Origin of the sequence: Pantoea sp. NPDC088449 (genome assembly GCF_044753225.1) — a bacterium.
In the GTDB taxonomy this organism is placed as follows: domain Bacteria; phylum Pseudomonadota; class Gammaproteobacteria; order Enterobacterales; family Enterobacteriaceae; genus Pantoea; species Pantoea floridensis.
This window is the reverse complement of sequence record NZ_JBIVMT010000004.1, coordinates 497,191-513,913: the sequence shown is the minus strand read 5'-3', so window position 1 is coordinate 513,913 and position 16,723 is coordinate 497,191. Positions and strand designations below refer to the sequence as shown.

The 16,723-nt window shown below is 53.8% G+C and carries 17 protein-coding genes and 3 tRNA genes; 9 read left to right on the top strand and 11 right to left on the bottom strand.

Annotation, left to right across the window (positions count from 1 at the left end; genetic code table 11):
- Positions 1-35 precede the first annotated feature (35 nt).
- The 4 genes from ACIP6T_RS19625 to syd all read right to left on the bottom strand — a co-directional run bounded on the left by ACIP6T_RS19625 (position 36) and on the right by syd (position 2,740).
- Positions 36-482: a flavodoxin gene (locus tag ACIP6T_RS19625; protein WP_097096222.1), complete on the bottom strand. Its 447-nt coding sequence runs from the start codon at positions 480-482 to the stop codon at positions 36-38.
- 13 nt (positions 483-495) lie between these two features.
- Positions 496-1,275, bottom strand: coding sequence for a tRNA pseudouridine(65) synthase TruC (gene truC / locus ACIP6T_RS19620; RefSeq protein ID WP_400458492.1), 780 nt, complete (start codon positions 1,273-1,275; stop codon positions 496-498).
- Positions 1,275-1,601: a YqcC family protein gene (locus ACIP6T_RS19615; RefSeq protein WP_097096219.1), complete on the bottom strand. Its 327-nt coding sequence runs from the start codon at positions 1,599-1,601 to the stop codon at positions 1,275-1,277. Before ACIP6T_RS19615 ends, truC begins: the two co-directional genes overlap by 1 nt.
- Before the next feature lie 590 nt (positions 1,602-2,191).
- Positions 2,192-2,740, bottom strand: a complete 549-nt coding sequence (gene syd / locus ACIP6T_RS19610) for a SecY-interacting protein (RefSeq protein WP_400458490.1) — start codon at positions 2,738-2,740, stop codon at positions 2,192-2,194.
- Positions 2,741-2,802: 62 nt separating this feature from the next.
- Between syd and queF the strand changes: the two genes are divergently transcribed.
- The 3 genes from queF to xni all read left to right on the top strand — a co-directional run bounded on the left by queF (position 2,803) and on the right by xni (position 5,996).
- The gene (queF, locus tag ACIP6T_RS19605; protein WP_097096216.1) at positions 2,803-3,648 is read left to right on the top strand and encodes an NADPH-dependent 7-cyano-7-deazaguanine reductase QueF; all 846 of its coding nucleotides are present in this window, start codon (positions 2,803-2,805) and stop codon (positions 3,646-3,648) included.
- A 186-nt stretch (positions 3,649-3,834) separates the two neighbouring features.
- On the top strand, positions 3,835-5,199 hold the full coding sequence (ppnN, locus tag ACIP6T_RS19600) for a nucleotide 5'-monophosphate nucleosidase PpnN (RefSeq protein ID WP_345828479.1): 1,365 nt from the start codon (positions 3,835-3,837) through the stop codon (positions 5,197-5,199).
- Between the two features lie 38 nt (positions 5,200-5,237).
- Positions 5,238-5,996 carry a flap endonuclease Xni gene (gene xni, locus ACIP6T_RS19595; RefSeq protein WP_400458487.1) on the top strand — a complete coding sequence of 253 codons (759 nt, stop codon included), beginning with the start codon at positions 5,238-5,240 and terminating at the stop codon, positions 5,994-5,996.
- 417 nt (positions 5,997-6,413) lie between these two features.
- On the opposite strand, the gene rlmM is transcribed toward xni, so the two are convergent.
- From rlmM to ACIP6T_RS19575, 4 genes are all read right to left on the bottom strand, one after another.
- The gene (gene rlmM, locus ACIP6T_RS19590; protein WP_097096211.1) at positions 6,414-7,514 is read right to left on the bottom strand and encodes a 23S rRNA (cytidine(2498)-2'-O)-methyltransferase RlmM; all 1,101 of its coding nucleotides are present in this window, start codon (positions 7,512-7,514) and stop codon (positions 6,414-6,416) included.
- Positions 7,507-7,902 carry a DUF423 domain-containing protein gene (locus ACIP6T_RS19585; RefSeq protein WP_008109570.1) on the bottom strand — a complete coding sequence of 132 codons (396 nt, stop codon included), beginning with the start codon at positions 7,900-7,902 and terminating at the stop codon, positions 7,507-7,509. Before ACIP6T_RS19585 ends, rlmM begins: the two co-directional genes overlap by 8 nt.
- A 49-nt stretch (positions 7,903-7,951) precedes the next feature.
- The gene (locus tag ACIP6T_RS19580) at positions 7,952-8,869 is read right to left on the bottom strand and encodes a transcriptional regulator GcvA (RefSeq protein WP_097096210.1); all 918 of its coding nucleotides are present in this window, start codon (positions 8,867-8,869) and stop codon (positions 7,952-7,954) included.
- Positions 8,870-9,202: 333 nt separating this feature from the next.
- Positions 9,203-9,427 carry a YgdI/YgdR family lipoprotein gene (locus ACIP6T_RS19575; RefSeq protein ID WP_097096208.1) on the bottom strand — a complete coding sequence of 75 codons (225 nt, stop codon included), beginning with the start codon at positions 9,425-9,427 and terminating at the stop codon, positions 9,203-9,205.
- Positions 9,428-9,633: 206 nt separating this feature from the next.
- Here ACIP6T_RS19575 and csdA point away from each other — a divergent pair, with 206 nt between their 5' ends.
- Both csdA and csdE read left to right on the top strand, forming a co-directional pair.
- Positions 9,634-10,839: a cysteine desulfurase CsdA gene (gene csdA / locus ACIP6T_RS19570; protein ID WP_400458573.1), complete on the top strand. Its 1,206-nt coding sequence runs from the start codon at positions 9,634-9,636 to the stop codon at positions 10,837-10,839.
- 4 nt (positions 10,840-10,843) lie between these two features.
- Positions 10,844-11,299, top strand: a complete 456-nt coding sequence (gene csdE, locus ACIP6T_RS19565) for a cysteine desulfurase sulfur acceptor subunit CsdE (RefSeq protein ID WP_097096207.1) — start codon at positions 10,844-10,846, stop codon at positions 11,297-11,299.
- On the opposite strand, the gene tcdA is transcribed toward csdE, so the two are convergent.
- Positions 11,287-12,093: a tRNA cyclic N6-threonylcarbamoyladenosine(37) synthase TcdA gene (gene tcdA / locus ACIP6T_RS19560; protein ID WP_400458483.1), complete on the bottom strand. Its 807-nt coding sequence runs from the start codon at positions 12,091-12,093 to the stop codon at positions 11,287-11,289. The genes csdE and tcdA overlap by 13 nt on opposite strands.
- A gap of 28 nt (positions 12,094-12,121) precedes the next feature.
- The gene (mltA, locus tag ACIP6T_RS19555) at positions 12,122-13,270 is read right to left on the bottom strand and encodes a murein transglycosylase A (RefSeq protein ID WP_345828467.1); all 1,149 of its coding nucleotides are present in this window, start codon (positions 13,268-13,270) and stop codon (positions 12,122-12,124) included.
- Between the two features lie 204 nt (positions 13,271-13,474).
- Here mltA and ACIP6T_RS19550 point away from each other — a divergent pair.
- From ACIP6T_RS19550 to ACIP6T_RS19540, 3 genes are all read left to right on the top strand, one after another.
- Positions 13,475-13,551: transfer RNA gene (locus ACIP6T_RS19550), tRNA-Met, on the top strand.
- A 53-nt stretch (positions 13,552-13,604) separates the two neighbouring features.
- Positions 13,605-13,681, top strand: a tRNA-Met gene (locus ACIP6T_RS19545).
- Between the two features lie 52 nt (positions 13,682-13,733).
- Positions 13,734-13,810: transfer RNA gene (locus ACIP6T_RS19540), tRNA-Met, on the top strand.
- 72 nt (positions 13,811-13,882) lie between these two features.
- On the opposite strand, the gene amiC is transcribed toward ACIP6T_RS19540, so the two are convergent.
- Positions 13,883-15,118 (bottom strand): N-acetylmuramoyl-L-alanine amidase AmiC, encoded by a 1,236-nt coding sequence (gene amiC / locus ACIP6T_RS19535; RefSeq protein WP_141400241.1) that lies wholly within the window; start codon positions 15,116-15,118, stop codon positions 13,883-13,885.
- 214 nt (positions 15,119-15,332) lie between these two features.
- Between amiC and argA the strand changes: the two genes are divergently transcribed.
- Positions 15,333-16,679, top strand: a complete 1,347-nt coding sequence (gene argA, locus ACIP6T_RS19530; protein ID WP_176519152.1) for an amino-acid N-acetyltransferase — start codon at positions 15,333-15,335, stop codon at positions 16,677-16,679.
- Positions 16,680-16,723: the final 44 nt, after the last annotated feature.

Here is a 16,723-nt window from a genome sequence, read left to right as displayed (position 1 = left end):
GCCTGCGGGAGAGGGTTAGGGTGAGGGCAAAGCAATTACAGCAACTTACCCCAGCTCTCCACCCACGGTGACGTTACCGATTCTGGCTCAGGATGTTCCGTCGCATCCACCAGCAACACCTCTCCAACACGCTTGGCGCTTTGATCCTGCAAGGTGACATCGAAGGTTTTACCGGCACCGCAGAAATTGTCATAGCTGCTGTCGCCCAGCCCAATCACGCCATAACGTAGCTCAGGCTGATAACCGAGATCATCACGCACCGCGACATACAGGCGGGCAATGTTGTCCGGGAAGTCGCCCTGACCGGTGGTTGAAGTCACGATCAACACCACGTCTTTGCTGTAAGCCTGCCAATCCGCCAGCGACGGATCTTCAAATACCTTCACCTCGTGGCCCTGCTCTTCCAGCACCGTCTGTGCTTCTTCAGCCACCAGCAGCGCATTGCCGTAAACCGTACCTGTAAAAATGCCAATCTTTGCCATCTTGCCGCTCCCTTTATTCTGTCGGCTTATCCTGGACTGCATCAAGGGCAAACTCAACCCTGGGAACATCAGGGATCTGATCCTGCCAGCCAAACTGCTCGAGCATCTGCTGCCAGACGCGGTCCAATCCGGCACGGATTACTAGCGGCTCACCGGTTACCGGATGCGTGAAGCTGAGCGCGCTAGCATGCAACATCAGACGGTTAAGCCCAAAATGCGCCGCCGCGCCACGATTCTGCCGCAGATCGCCATGTGCACTGTCGCCAATAATCGGGTGCCGCAAATGCACCATATGACGACGCAGCTGATGCTTGCGGCCGGTATGTGGCGCCATCTCCACCAGCGTATAGCGCGCGGTGTTATAACGACTGATTGCGACCGGCATCTCAACGTGCGCCAGCGCCTGATAATCCGTTACCGCTGGTTGTGCTACGGGTTCTTGCGTGGCGAATTTGTCGGCAATCTTATCCAGCTCTTCCACCAGCGGATAATCCAGCGTCGCACCACCTTCAAGCCAGCCGCGCAGCACCGCATGATAGGTTTTCTGCATGTGATGCTGCTCAAACTGTTGCGCCAGTAAATGGGCAACCTCGCTTGATAAGGCCATCAGCAGCACGCCGGACGTTGGGCGATCGAGACGATGCACAGTGAAAACGTGCTGACCAATCTGATCGCGCACCGTTTGCATCACCACCACTTTTTCGTTGCGGTCGAGCCAGCTGCGATGCACCAGCCAACCAGCCGGTTTATTCACCGCGACCAGCCATTCATCTTGATAGAGGATTTCGAGCATCAGACAGCAGCGTCCTGGAAGAGCGCATCAAACTCATTGAGAACCAATAATAACGCAGCATAACCGGGCGTATCGTTCGGCAGTGCCACTTCATAATAGGGTGCGATAGCGAAGTTTTGCGGCAGTGGAGCACCGCTCTCGAGCAGCGCATAAAAACGCGGCATCAATACCCATTGCAGCCACTGCAGCGGCTCCATGGTGTCGAGACAGAAAGGCTCGGTACTGGCGAAGGCATTCGCCTCAGGCGATTGCGTCTGCCAATGGTCGTGCTCGCGCATCACCGTTTCGACCTGCTGCAGGCGCTGAATAATCATTTGCGACGACATGCGCCACCTCCAGAGAAAAATTGGGCGGCAAGCATATCATCAGTCACGCGATGCGCAAAAAACGCATAAAAAAAGGGAGCACTGTTGTTACAGTGCTCCCGGTTTTCGTTCGCAGCATTCCAGCCACCGCAGTGCTCCCTGCTCATCCATGACAACTTTTCCTGCGCTATCCATCGCTTGTCATCATGACATGAATCCTTAGCATCCTGGCCCGCCACAATCCGCGTGGCTCTCATTCTCCGTCCTGGAGGTGTCCCTGACTCAATCCTGAGTGTCCTGCTTCATCCTGAAGCCTTCCATGTGCCGTAAACTCCGTTACGTTCCCGCCTCCTGGCTGACTTTCTCCTGAACGTCTCTTAATCCTTAGCATCCTGCCAGTGGTGACTATTCTCCCAGAAACCATCACAATAACAACCAGGTAAGAGGTGTTAATGGATCAAGTCCTGTCTTGTTTTTCAGATTGATACCATAAGTTCATGATTCACAATCTTTTTACATCTCCGGTTTCCGGAAGTCTGCAGAATGATCAAGCGATCTCTTACACCTCACGTGAGAGATCTCTCACAGCAGCCACGCGAAAAATCTGTAACTCATCCACTAACCGGTTGTAAATCATTAAGAAATGTCTTAATGCTTTGTGACAATACCTCACGCTTTTTAGTACCAGGCTCTTCTAGAATGACCTCCCCGGTAAGATTACACAGGGCAATCACCTCACTCTCTGAGTCGGTTGTAGCGACAAATAGGGTTGGCGCTTGTCTTAAGCGGCGCTTCATAACCAAGTGCCCAATCAGATTCTCCTGCAAGCGAGTGAAATCAGCCTCGCTCCATACCTGCAGCAGCGTCACCGGCTGCTGCTCAAATGTGGCCGTCATATCGCCGGCAAATTGCGTGGTATAGAACGCCGTGATTTCGGGCTGCAGCTGAATATCCAGCGCACGCTCTACTGCTTCAAGCGTAGCGGGCAGAGTAAAGGGCTGCGGCTGCCACAGCACGCGATCGTTCAGCGTGCTGATAATACATTCGGAAGGAACGCCAAGTAGATCTGTGCTGGCAGGTAAATGCCCTGTGTGTTGCTGCCAATGGCTAACGTAGCGGGCGGTAAACTCACGCAGAGCCTCTGCGGTTTGCTGCATCATTCATATTCTCGTCGGTGTTGGGTTACACTTATCCACTTTGATGAAATTTAGTGGTAACCGTTATGTCTTCTGAAAACCGCGATCCGGCACTAAGCGGCCTGACCTTAGGCAAGCCCACGGCTTATGTCGATCGCTACGATAACACGCTGCTGCAATCCGTACCGCGCAGCCTGAACCGTGAACCGCTAGGACTTTACCCTGATAGTCTGCCTTTTACGGGCGCAGATATCTGGACGCTGTATGAACTCTCCTGGTTGAATAGCAAAGGCGTACCGCAAGTGGCCGTAGGTGAAGTGGTACTGCGCGCCGATAGCCAGAACCTGATCGAGTCCAAGAGCTTCAAGCTTTATCTTAACAGTTTTAACCAGACAGTTTTCGCTGACTGGGGCGAAGTACGCCAGACGTTAGAGCGCGATCTCAGCGCCTGTGCCAACGGCGACGTCAGCGTGGCACTGTTTCGTCTGAACGAAGTGGAAGGCCAGCCTATTGGTCACTTCAGCGGTGAAGTGATTGACGAACAAGATATCGAAATTCACGACTACGCTTTCAATGCGGATTATCTGGCGCAGGCAACAGGACGCGAGAGTGTCGAAGAAACGCTGGTCAGCCATTTGCTGAAATCCAACTGTTTAATCACCAATCAACCCGATTGGGGATCGGTGATGATTCGCTATAAAGGTCCACGTATCGATCGCGAAGCACTGCTGCGTTACCTGATCTCCTTCCGCCAGCACAATGAGTTCCATGAACAGTGTGTTGAGCGCATTTTCAATGATATTCAGCGCTTTTGTCAGCCAGAAGCTTTAACCGTTTATGCGCGCTATACCCGTCGTGGTGGCCTGGATATCAACCCATGGCGCAGCAACGTGCCCTTCTCTCCGGGATTTTCCCGCCTGGTTCGCCAGTAACAGATTGCGAGACGCCTCGCAGGCCGCTGCACGGATGCGCGGTTCCTCTTGAGCATTCACGGCGGACAACGTTACTCTGGTGAAGGCGCGATCGTTACAGCAGGCGCGACCAGGGATTTTCGTCACTGCGCTCAATACGTTAAGCGTAGCGTCATCAGTCACGCATTTGCGTGTAAAGGAGTTCTCTTGATTACACATATCAGCCCCCTTGGCTCGATGGATCTGCTTTCACAACTTGAAGTCGATATGCTGAAGCGCACGGCGAGCAGCGACCTGTATCAGCTTTTCCGCAACTGTTCTCTTGCGGTACTTAATTCTGGTAGCCAGACCGATAGCAGCCACGAATTGCTTTCACGCTTCGAAAACTTTGATATCAATGTGTTGCGCCGTGAACGCGGTGTGAAGTTAGAGCTCATCAACCCGCCGGAAGAAGCCTTTGTTGATGGCCGTATCATCCGTTCGCTGCAGGCCAACCTCTTCGCCGTGCTGCGTGACATTCTGTTTGTAAATGGTCATCTCTCCGCGATCGAGCGTTTCCAGCCAGAAGATACCGAAGATTCCGCGCACATCACCAACCAGGTATTCTCGATTTTGCGTAACGCACGCGCACTTCATATCGGCGAATACCCGAACACAGTGGTGTGTTGGGGTGGCCACTCCATTAATGCGGTGGAGTATCAATATTGCCGTAATGTCGGCACCCAAATGGGCCTGCGCGAACTCAACATCTGTACCGGCTGCGGGCCGGGTGTGATGGAAGCGCCAATGAAAGGTGCCGCGGTTGGCCATGCACAGCAGCGCTATCATGACAGCCGCTTTATCGGCCTGACTGAACCTTCAATCATCGCCGCTGAGCCACCGAATCCGCTGGTTAATGAATTGATCATTATGCCGGATATCGAAAAGCGCCTCGAAGCCTTCGTGCGTATCGCCCACGGCATCGTGATTTTCCCCGGCGGCGTAGGGACGGCCGAGGAGCTGCTGTATCTGCTGGGTATTCTGATGAATCCGCACAATCGCGATCAGGTATTGCCGCTGATTCTAACCGGACCAAAAGAGAGCGCCGATTACTTCCGCGTGCTGGATGACTTCATTGTTAACACGCTGGGTGAAGACGCGCGTAAGCATTACAAAATCATCATTGATGACGCAGCTGAAGTGGCGCGTTTGATGAAGAAGGCCATGCCGCAGGTGAAAGAGTATCGTCGCGAAACCGGCGATGCATACAGCTTCAACTGGTCAATTCGTATCGCCCCCGATCTACAGGTGCCCTTCCTGCCAACGCACGAGAACATGGCTAACCTGAAGCTGTTCCCGAATCAACCTGCCGAGCAGTTAGCGGCAGACTTACGTCGCGCCTTCTCCGGGATTGTGGCCGGTAACGTTAAAGAGGTGGGTATCCGCGAGATTCGTGAAAAAGGGCCGTACAAGTTGCATGGCGATGCGGATCTTATGCACCGCATGGACGAACTGCTGCAGGGCTTTGTTGCGCAGCAGCGTATGAAGCTGCCGGGCAGTGCTTACACGCCCTGCTATGAAATCATCAAATAACCTCTCAGGAAGGCAGCCTGCGGGCTGCCGCTATCGCTATGTCGCTTCATCTTCTTATCATTGATGCATTAAACCTGATTCGTCGCCTGCATGCCGTTCAAGGCTCGCCGTGCCGTGATAGCTGTGTTGCGGCTTTGCATCAGCTATTAGGTCACACACAGCCCACGCACGTGGTGGCGGTTTTTGATGGCGTTGAGCGTCAACCGGGTTGGCGTCATCAACTTCTGCCGGATTACAAAGCGGGCCGCCCGCCAATGCCAGACGATTTACATCATGAAATGCCGGCCTTACAGGAAGCCTTTCGCGCCGCGGGCGTCAGCTGCTGGGTAGCCGATACCGATGAAGCCGACGATCTCGCCGCTACGCTGGCGGTAAAAATGGCGGATGCCGGTCATCAGGCGACGATTGTGTCCACCGATAAAGGCTACTGCCAGCTGCTGGCACCCAATATTCGCATTCGCGACTACTTCCAGAAGCGCTGGCTGGATGTACCTTTTATCGAGCAGGAGTTTGGTGTCTCACCGGTGCAGTTACCGGATTACTGGGGATTATGCGGCATCAGCAGCAGTAAAATCCCGGGCGTTCCAGGGATTGGCCCAAAAAGCGCGCGCGAGTTGTTAATGCAGTTTGGCTCGCTGGATGCGATCTATCAGCAATGGGAAAAAGTACCGAGCAAGTGGCAGGGAAAATTGCAGGAACAGCGGGAAATGGCAGAAATTTGTCGGCAAGTATCAACGTTAAAGCGGGATTTGGTGTTGCAGGGCAATCTCAACACGTTGAGATATCAAGCTAAATAGCGGTCGCCATAAATGGCGACCCTACGAAACAGTTCGTTATCAAACGCATCCGGGGGTTTCGTTATCAAACGCATCCTGGCGTTTCGTTATCAAACGCATCCTGCGTTTCGTTATCAAGCGCATCCTGCGTTTCGTTATCAAACGCATCCTGACGTTTCGTTATCAAACGCATCCTGCGTTTCGTTATCAAACGCATCCTGCGTTTCTTTATCAAACGCATCCTGGCGTTTCGTTATCAAACGCATCCTGCGTTTCGTTACCAAGCGCATCCTGCGTTTCGTTATCAAACGCATCCTGCGAAATAATTTGCGCTACAGCAAGGCGGCAAGTGCGCGAGTCCCCGGGAGCATACATCAGTATGTGACCGGGGCGAGCAAACGCAGCCAACGCGGCTGTAGCGCAAAGTATGAAGCAGGATTAGCGCTCGTCGCGACGGCCGCCAACTGCCGCCCAAAGACGACGTACATGAACGGTGACTTCTTCGCGATCGTGATACAGCTGGCGTGCCTGGATTTGCGCATTGATGCCCTGCGCTTTCAGCGCGTCATCAATCATTGCCAGGTTCTGCGTAACCTCTTCGTAACGCTTCTTCATCGGCAACTTGAGATTGAAGATGGCTTCACGACACCAGCCATTCACCAGCCATTCGGTCATCAGACTGGCCACGCGCACCGGTTTTTCCACCATGTCGCACACCAGCCAACTGATGTTGGTACGCGGCGGACGAAATTTAAATCCGTCTTCACGGCAGTGAGTGACCTGTCCGGTATCCATCAGGCTTGGCGCCATTGGACCGTTATCGACCGCAAAAACCCACATGCTGCGTTTCACCAATTGATAGGTCCAACCGCCCGGGCAAGCGCCGAGATCGACGGCGTACATGCCGCTGGCTAAACGCTCATCCCACTCATCGGCGGGCACGAACACGTGAAAAGCTTCTTCGAGCTTCAGCGTCGAACGGCTCGGTGCATCCGAAGGAAACTTCAGACGCGGAATGCCCATGTAGAACGGCGAGTTGTTTTCTGGCAGCGAATAGCCAACATAACAGGTACCTGGCGCAATAAAGAAGACGTGCACTACCGGGCGTTTCGCCGTTTCATAGTTAAGCAGGATTTTGCTTTCACGCAGGCTGGCGCGCAGCGGTACGGTTAATTTACGGCAGAACTTGGTAAGTTCCTTCGCTTCATTGGTGTCTGGCACTTCAACCCGCAGTTCCCCGCCTTTCTCCACCACGCCGGTCAGCATACCGACAATCGGGGTGATGCGATCTTCCTGGGGTAAATCACGCAGCAATTCGCCAACCACTAACATCTGACGCGCAAAAATCAGCTCAGCAAACGGCAACGTTTGGATCAGCTTCTCCGCGTCTTCCGGTTGATAGCATTCATACAGCACATAACCCGAGTCATCTTTTACGCGTGGAAAACCGTAAACTTCGCGTTCAGCCGCTTTCGCGCTGATTTCTGCCGCACACTCTTTCTCAAATCCCGGACGGCAATAGAGTAAAACTTTATTCATGGCGATCTGCCTTTCGTTTCAGACGCAGTGCGCCAATCAACATCAAGAACCAGCCAATCAGGAAGCACAAGCCGCCCACTGGCGTAACAAAAACCCAAAACTTCATATGCGACAGCGCCAGACAATAGAGACTGCCACTGAACAACACGGTACCCAACGCCATCGCGGCGCTACTCCAGTAAAACCAGATATTGGCGCGGCGCAGCATAGCGGCTCCCAAGCCAATGACCGCAAGCGTGTGATAAGCCTGGTATTCAAGGCCGGTATGTATCCACGCCATTTCAGCAGGACCGAGCGATTTGCTCAGCACATGCGCCCCGAAAGCACCAAATGCCACCAGCAGAAACCCGCTAATGGCAGCAAAAACAAACATGGCACGACTGGACATCAAAGAATCCTCAAGGTATTGCGCACGTTACCGTGCAGCCATTAACGCGTTAATGATCGTAGCGAAAACGGAATTTTTCTTGTTCATTGGCCGCTTTTTCCAGGATCCACTGGCGAAAGGCGGCTATTTTACCCAGTTCTGCCTGGCTGTCATGACAAACCAGATAAAAAGCATTTTTACTGACCAATACATCGTTAAAAGGACAGACCAGACGCCCGGCTTCGATTTCACTCTGCGCCATCACATTGTTGGCCAGCGCCACGCCCTGGCCATGAATGGCCGCCTGTAGCACCATTGCACTGTGACTAAAAATCGGCCCCTGCTGCACATTAATATGCTGCAGGCCGAGCTGGCGAATATACGATTGCCAATCACGGCGCGACGCATCATGCAGCAACGTGCAGTGCGCCAAATCCGCAGGCGATTTGAGGGGGTGATCGCCAGTGAGCAACATCGGAGAACAAACCGGCAGCAAATATTCGGCGTACAATTTTTCCACGCGCAGGCCCGGCCAGTTACCGCGACCATAGAAAATTGCCACGTCAACATCGTCGGCTAATTTCTCTTCGTCGCGGTCCACCGCCTGGATGCGTACGTCGATGCCCGGATAAGCCATATTAAAGCTGGAAAGGCGAGGCACCAGCCACTGAATGGCGAAGCTTGGTAGCAAACTGACGGTCAGCGCGCCCTTAGCGCTACGCGCTTGTAACTTGCGCGTTGCATCATTCAGTGCGGAGAAAATCTCCTTGATATCCAAATAGTAGCTTTGCCCTTCTTCCGTCAGTAAAAGCGAACGATTCCTCCGGCGAAACAGCTTTAGACCAAGGAAATCCTCCAGAGATTTAATCTGATGGCTGACAGCAGCCTGGGTAACAAACAGCTCTTCGGCGGCTTTGGTAAAGCTTAAATGACGGGCAGCAGCATCAAAGACGCGTAAGGCATTGAGCGGCGGAAGGCGTTTAGACATGGTTTTCCGTATCCGGATTGATAAGGTAATACTTCAACTTATACAAAGTCGCTACGTATTAGTTTTTTTAATCCGAGACATTATAATTTGTCCGTTGAGGAAGCTCCAGCAAATACCTATAGTTGCCGCACTTCCTAAGCCGGAACGAAAAGATTTCTAGAAACGTGCGAGAGATCGCAGACTTTTGGAGAGCTTTTGGCTTGTGGTCGTGATGTTGTGTTTGCATTTTGATCTGACGCTTGCAGATCAAGCTTTTAATTCCTGTAGATTTACCCTGTCTGTCCATAGTGATTTTAAATAGCACCGCAAATTGCGGTGCTTTTTTTTACGTCTTTACTGACCCATCTCTACCATCTCTTTGACATCAGAGCGGTTAATCTGCTGCTTGTTGCCATTGGCATCCTTATAGCTGATCATACCGGTTTCATCATCAACTTTGGGTTTGCCATCGGCTACGATAGTGCGACCATCGTTGGTGTGCATGACATAATTGCTGGAACAAGCGGTCAGGGTAAAGGCCATGGTGCACACGGCCAGCACTGCGGTGAGTTTATTCATCTTCTATCTCCTTGCAGATTGATTGCATTAAACCACCCGCATGCGCCAACCAGCGGTGGCACTAGTGAAATCGACCAAGAATCGCGACTCGATATGCGGGTTTCGGTTCAAACCTTGCAATAATTAGCATAACGCGCTTTTCCAGCTTTGCCAGGCAACCGGCCAGCTTTCGTCCTGGTCCTAACATGATTAAGAGTGGGCTGAGTATGACCATTTTTTCCCCTGGCGCCTTTCGCCAGCAGTTTCCCGCGCTGAGCGATGCCGGTATCTATCTTGATAGCGCTGCCACTGCATTAAAACCGCAGGCCGTGATTGACGCTACCACGCAGTTTTATAGCTTAAGCGCCGGCACCGTACATCGCAGCCAATTCGCGGCTGCCCGCGCACTGACGGAAAAGTATGAGCAGGCGCGCGGTCTGGTTGCTGGCTGGCTTAACGCGGCTGACGATCGTCAGATTGTCTGGACGCGCGGCACCACCGAGGCCATCAACCTGGTCGCCAATGGCTGGCTGGCACCGCGCCTGCAGGCGGGTGATGAGATTGTGGTGAGCGAAGCCGAGCACCATGCCAATCTGGTACCGTGGCTGATGGTGGCGCAGGCCTGCGGCGCAAAAGTGGTGAAATGGCCGCTGGGTGCCGATCGCCTGCCGGATATCGCTCAACTGCCCGCTTTGCTCAACGCCCGCACCCGATTACTCGCCGTGGGTCAGATGTCGAACGTCACCGGTGGCTGCCCCGATCTGGCGCAGGCGATTCGTTTAGCCCATGACGTGGGCGCGAAAGTGATGGTCGATGGCGCGCAGGGCGTGGTGCATTGCCCACCCGATGTACAGGCGCAGGATATCGACTTCTATGCGTTCTCAGGTCACAAGCTTTATGGGCCAATGGGCATCGGCGTGCTGTATGGCAAGGCTGAATTGCTGGAGGCGATGCAGCCATGGCAGGGTGGCGGCAAGATGCTGACGCAGGTTGATTTTAACGGGTTCACACCGCAGCCGGTGCCGTGGCGCTTTGAAGCTGGCACGCCGAATGTGGCGGGCGTGGTGGGATTAAGCGCTGCATTGGAGTGGCTGGCGCAACATCATGCCGAAAAGGCCGAAATGTGGAGCCAGCAACTGGCAAGTCTGGCTGAAGAGCAATTGAGCGAGATCCCCGGCTTCCGCAGCTTTCGCTGTGGCAATGCCAGTCTGCTGGCGTTTGATATAGAAGGTATTCACCACAGCGATATCGTTACGCTACTCGCCGAGCAAGGTATTGCGTTACGCGCCGGGCAGCACTGTGCGCAACCCTTAATGGCGGCGCTGGGCGTCACTGGCACATTGCGCGTCTCATTCGCCCCCTATAATAATCTGCAGGACGTGGATGCGCTGGTGCGCGCCATGCACCACGCCATTGACCTACTGAGTGAATAATCCCATGACATCATCCCTGCTCGCTCCGCATCCGTTTGGCGATTTGATTACTGAAGCCAGCCTGACAGAGAAATTTACCCATTTTCATCAGTGGGAAGATCGCTATCGTCAGCTGATCCAGCTCAGCCGCCAGCTGCCTGCATTATCGGAAGAATTAAAGACAGCGGAAATCGAGCTAAGTGGCTGCGAGAACCGCGTCTGGCTCAGTAGCCAGCTGCTGAACAACGGCACGCTGCACTTTTACGGCGACAGTGAAGGACGTATCGTGCGTGGTTTACTGGCGGTGTTATTGACGGCGGTAGAAGGCAAAACGCCAGCCGACTTGCTTGAGCAAGATCCGCTGGCGCTGTTTGATACGTTAGGTTTGCGCGCGCAGCTGAGTGCATCGCGCAGCAGCGGTTTACAGGCGCTGGCGGATGCGGTGCAACGCGCCGCACGCGAGCACACTCAGGCCGTTTGACGCGCCGCCTTAGCAAGAAACTTCTTCAGCGCATGAGCAACCGCCACAAAGCCAAAGGTGGCGGTCACCATGGTGGCAGCCCCAAACCCGGCGGCACAATCCATGCGTTTTGGCCCTTCGGCGGTACTCCGTGAGGTACACACGCAGCCATCGGGCTGCGGATACATCAGCGCTTCCGTCGAAAACACACAGTCGATGCCGAGCTTTCCTTTACTGTTCTTCACCACGCCAAAATCGCCTTTCAATCGTTCGCGCAGCTTGGCCGCCAGCGGGTCCTGAATGGTTTTCGCCAGATCGCTAACCTGGATCTGCGTGGGATCGATCTGACCGCCTGCGCCGCCAGTGGTGATCAGCGGGATCTTGTTACGCCGACACCAGGCAATCAACGCCGCTTTCGGACGCACGCTATCAATCGCATCAATCACATAGTCAAACCCCGCGGACAACAGTTCAGCGGTATTCTCCGGCGTGATGAAATCATCAATGCAAATCACTTCGCATTCAGGGTTGATAGCACGCATCCGCTCCGCCATGACCTCAGTTTTCGCCTGGCCGACTTTACCCTGCAGCGCATGAATTTGCCGGTTGGTATTGGTGATGCAAACATCGTCCATATCGATCAGGGTGATTTTACCGATGCCGGTGCGCGCTAGCGCTTCCGCCGCCCACGAGCCCACGCCGCCAATACCAATCACACAAAAATGGGCGTCGGCAAAACGCTGTAACGCATCCTGCCCATATAGACGCGCCGTGCCGCCAAAACGTTGACGCCAGGCATCACTTACCACAGCCATAACAAACCTTTCTCAACAAGACGGAACATCAATTAGACCCCAATAGCAGTGAACCATTGTTGCCATTTTGTGGGTTGCTAAACACCGGCTGACCGGTGCCCGGCGCGGCTTTCAACACCCAAACGCGACCATAATGGTTGTAAAATCCGGCCAGATGCGCGGCATCCGGGCCCACGCCCTGATAGATATCGAAGTGCTGGCCTTTAATCGCGCCGCCCACATCTAGCGCCACCATCAAGCGCATCTCATATTTTCCGTTGAATTTACCCTTCTCGTTCAGCTGCGGCACTTCCGCTAATAGCACGGTCCCGGCAGGGATCAGCGACCGATCGGATGCAACCGAAGCCTTAGCGATTAGCGGCACCGCGCTGGCACCGCGAACCGGCACGTACTCTTCTGGCTTGAAAAACACGAAGGATTGGTTGGTTTCCAGCACCGAACGCACTTCCTGCGGCGAATGTTCTTGCGCCCACTGACGAATTGCCTGCATCGACATATCTTCGCGCTTCACTTCACCGCGATCGATCAGCTCTTTTCCAACGCTGTGGTACGCCCAGCCATTTTTGCCGCCGTAGCCAAAGAAGCGCAGCGGGCGACCATCACCAAAATCAACATAACCGCTGCCCTGCACATCCATCATAAAATTATCGATCAGCGAATTGCTGTAAGCGATCACGTAGCGCTCATCAAGGCCGCCACTATAGATAGAAGCGCGGCTCGGCAGTTTCTGTCCGCGCGGACGCGGTGGCATGCGATAGATTGGATACTGGAACTCGCCCTGACGGGTATAACGCGCTTCCACTACTGGCGTGTAGTAGCCAGTGAATTGCACGTTGCCATAATTGTCGGTCCCTTCCATCTGATAAGCATTCAAACCAAACTGGTTGAGCTGGCGCGTATCGGCACCGGACAGCAGCCAGTTTTGCACCGCGCTATAGGTGCCATTGTTGCGTCCGAACAGACCGGAAGAGGCCGTTTGAATCTGCACAACCTGATCGCTAAAGTCTTTACCGTTGACCGGACGCCCTTTGGCATTGGGCTGATTCACCAGCCCGAGCGGCTGCTCCAGCTTGCCATCGATATATTGCTGACCACGATCGGTCGGTTTAGAACTACAACCCGCTAACAGCGCGAAAAATGCGCCAGTCAGTGCATACTTCGCCCAATGTCCTTTCATACCCTTCTCTTTTTATCGATGGTTTGCCCGGCGACGATAGCAAACGGGCGGAGATAATGAAATCCACCACAACCTGCCTTGCTCACATCTGTATAATAAAGCGACGATTGGCGACTTTATTCATCAACTAACTGTAAATTTAGTGATTTGTCTCAAAAAGGAGTTGCATCGCCGCGCGTCCAGAGTATAGTGCGCATCCACGGACGCGGGGTGGAGCAGCCTGGTAGCTCGTCGGGCTCATAACCCGAAGGTCGTCGGTTCGAATCCGGCCCCCGCAACCAATTCTTCTTAAGTGAAGAGACAATGTGAAGTGTCGTGTAACGCGTCAGACGGACGCGGGGTGGAGCAGCCTGGTAGCTCGTCGGGCTCATAACCCGAAGGTCGTCGGTTCGAATCCGGCCCCCGCAACCAATTGTCTATAAGAAGAATACAATGTGAAGTGTCGCTTAGCGCGACAGACGGACGCGGGGTGGAGCAGCCTGGTAGCTCGTCGGGCTCATAACCCGAAGGTCGTCGGTTCGAATCCGGCCCCCGCAACCAATCATTTAAACACCTTAACGGGTGTTTTTTTGTTTCTGCCATACGCTAAAAGCGGCATTTCTGCCGCCCGCTTCAACGATGCGCCAGCGCCGCCCCTTTATCAAAATACGCCTTGATGCCATGCAAAATCGCCTCAGCCACCTGATGCTGATAGCGCGCGGTACGCAGCTTACGCTCCTCCTCCACATTACTGATAAACGCGGTTTCTACCAGAATGGAAGGAATATCAGGCGCTTTCAGCACGGCAAATCCAGCCTGATCAACCGTGCGCTTATGCAGATGATTAATGTGCCCCATACGCGCCAGCACCTCTTTGCCGAACTTCAGGCTGTCGCTGATCGTTTGACGCTGCACCATATCGAACATGGTGTGATCGAGATAGCGATCGCCGCTCATGCTGACACCCCCAATCAAATCGGCTTCATTCTGCGTCTGCGCCAGGAAGCGCGCTGCCGTCGAGGTTGCGCCCCGCGTTGAGAGTGCAAACACCGATGATCCACGCGCCGCCCGGCTGGTGAAGGCATCGGCGTGGATCGAGATAAACAGATCAGCACGCTGCTTACGTGCTTTCGCGACCCTTACACGTAATGGAATAAAGACATCTTCGTTACGCGTCATGTAGGCTTTCATGTTGCGCTCTTTATCGATCAGCGCCTTCAGATAGCGCCCGATTTTCAGCACGATATCTTTCTCACGCGTTTTATATTTACCATGTGCGCCCGGATCTTCACCGCCATGCCCAGGATCGATCATGATAATAATTGGCCGATCGCGCCCTGCTTTGCCCGGCAGCGCAGCCTGCACGGGCTGATCGCGTTCGAGATCGCCCTGATTGTAATCCTGCAGTAACGCCAGAAGCGGATCCTCTTCCTGTGACTTTTGGCTGGGATAGAGATCCACGACTAAACGATGCTTAATGCCCGCCACCGGCGCCAGAGTGAAGGTCTTCGGCGCGATACTGCGCTTGAGCTCCAGCACGATGCGCACCGTATTCGTATCGAATTGACCAACGCGCGCGGTTTTGATGTAGGGATCGTCCATACGCACCAGCTTATCCACGCCTTTTAGTACCGGATTGATGTGCATATTTTCGATATCAATAACCAGACGATCGGGATTACTCAGCGTGAATTGCTTGTACTTGAGGGGAACATTCGATTCCAGTGTAACGCGGGAGTATGTTGAGGATGGCCAGATGCGCACCGCCACAATATGCTGGCTGGCTGCCACTCCAGTGCGCGTGACGCTCAACAGCCATAATGCCCCAGCGCCCTGTAATAATCGTCGTCGTGTAAAAGCTTCGGACATGCCGCTCCACTTGCTATGTTATGTCTAAAAAAACGTCAAATGATGGCAAGAAAGCGAAAACTTTGTTCGGTCAGAAATGTCTTGTCTTGCCGGAAAAACCAGATAATGCAGTCTGTTAGCGAGTGTTGCATCAGGAAAATCGTAAAGTAACGTCAGGCCGGGCACTTGCATTAATTTGCGAAAGAGCATAAAAATACGAAAATTACGAATAAAAATGCAAAGAGGGTTTGCCGTGAAGGAACGCAGTACAGAACTGGTTCAGGGTTTTCGCCATACCGTTCCCTATATAAATACCCACCGCGACAAGACCTTTGTCATCATGCTGGGTGGTGAAGCCATCGAGCATGAGAACTTCTCAAGCATCGTAAATGATATCGGCCTGTTGCATAGTCTTGGCATTCGGCTGGTGGTGGTCTACGGTGCCCGTCCGCAGATTGATGCCAGCCTGGCGCAGCAACAGCTGGAACCGATTTACCATAAACACACGCGCGTCACCGATGCGCAGTCGCTCGAGCTGGTCAAGCAGGCAGCTGGTCGACTGCAGCTGGATATCACCGCGCGTCTCTCGATGAGTCTCAATAACACGCCGCTGCAAGGTGCTCATATTAACGTCGTGAGCGGCAACTTTATTATTGCGCAGCCGCTAGGCGTGGATGATGGCGTCGATTACTGCCATAGCGGCCGTATCCGTCGTATTGATGAAGAGGCGATTCATCGCCAACTGGATAATGATGCGATCGTGCTGCTGGGACCAGTGGCCGTTTCAGTGACCGGCGAAAGCTTTAACCTGACGTCAGAAGAAGTCGCGACGCAGCTGGCCATCAAATTGAAGGCTGAGAAAATGATTGGTTTCTGCTCCGAGCAGGGCGTCACCGATCGCGAAGGTAACATCATATCCGAGCTGTTTCCCAATGAAGCCCAGGCGCGCATTGACGAAATGGAGAGCGATGGCGATTTCCTTTCGGGCACCGTACGCTTCCTGCGCGGTGCGGTTAAAGCCTGCCGCAGCGGGGTGCGTCGCAGCCATCTGATCAGCTATCAGGAAGACGGAGCGTTACTGCAAGAGCTGTTCTCCCGCGACGGTATCGGCACGCAGATTGTTATGGAATCGGCCGAGCAGATTCGCCGCGCCAACATCAATGATATCGGCGGTATTTTGGAGCTGATTCGTCCGCTGGAGCAGCAGGGCATTCTGGTGCGCCGTTCACGCGAGCAGCTGGAGATGGAGATTGATAAATTCACCATCATCCAGCGCGATAATCTGACCATTGCCTGTGCAGCGCTGTATCCGTTCCCGGACGAGCAGATTGGTGAGATGGCCTGTGTCGCGGTACATCCGGATTATCGCAGCTCATCGCGCGGCGAATTGCTCTTAGAACGCGTAGCGCTGCAGGCGCGTCAAATGGGGCTGAAAAAGCTGTTTGTGTTGACGACCCGCAGTATTCACTGGTTCCAGGAACGCGGTTTTACGCCGGTGGATATTGAGTCGCTGCCCGAGAGCAAAAAGCAGATGTACAACTACCAGCGCCGTTCGAAAGTGCTGATGGCAGACTTGGGTTAGCACTTGCTGGTGGGCATTTATGCGCATCGGGAAGAGGTCGCCAT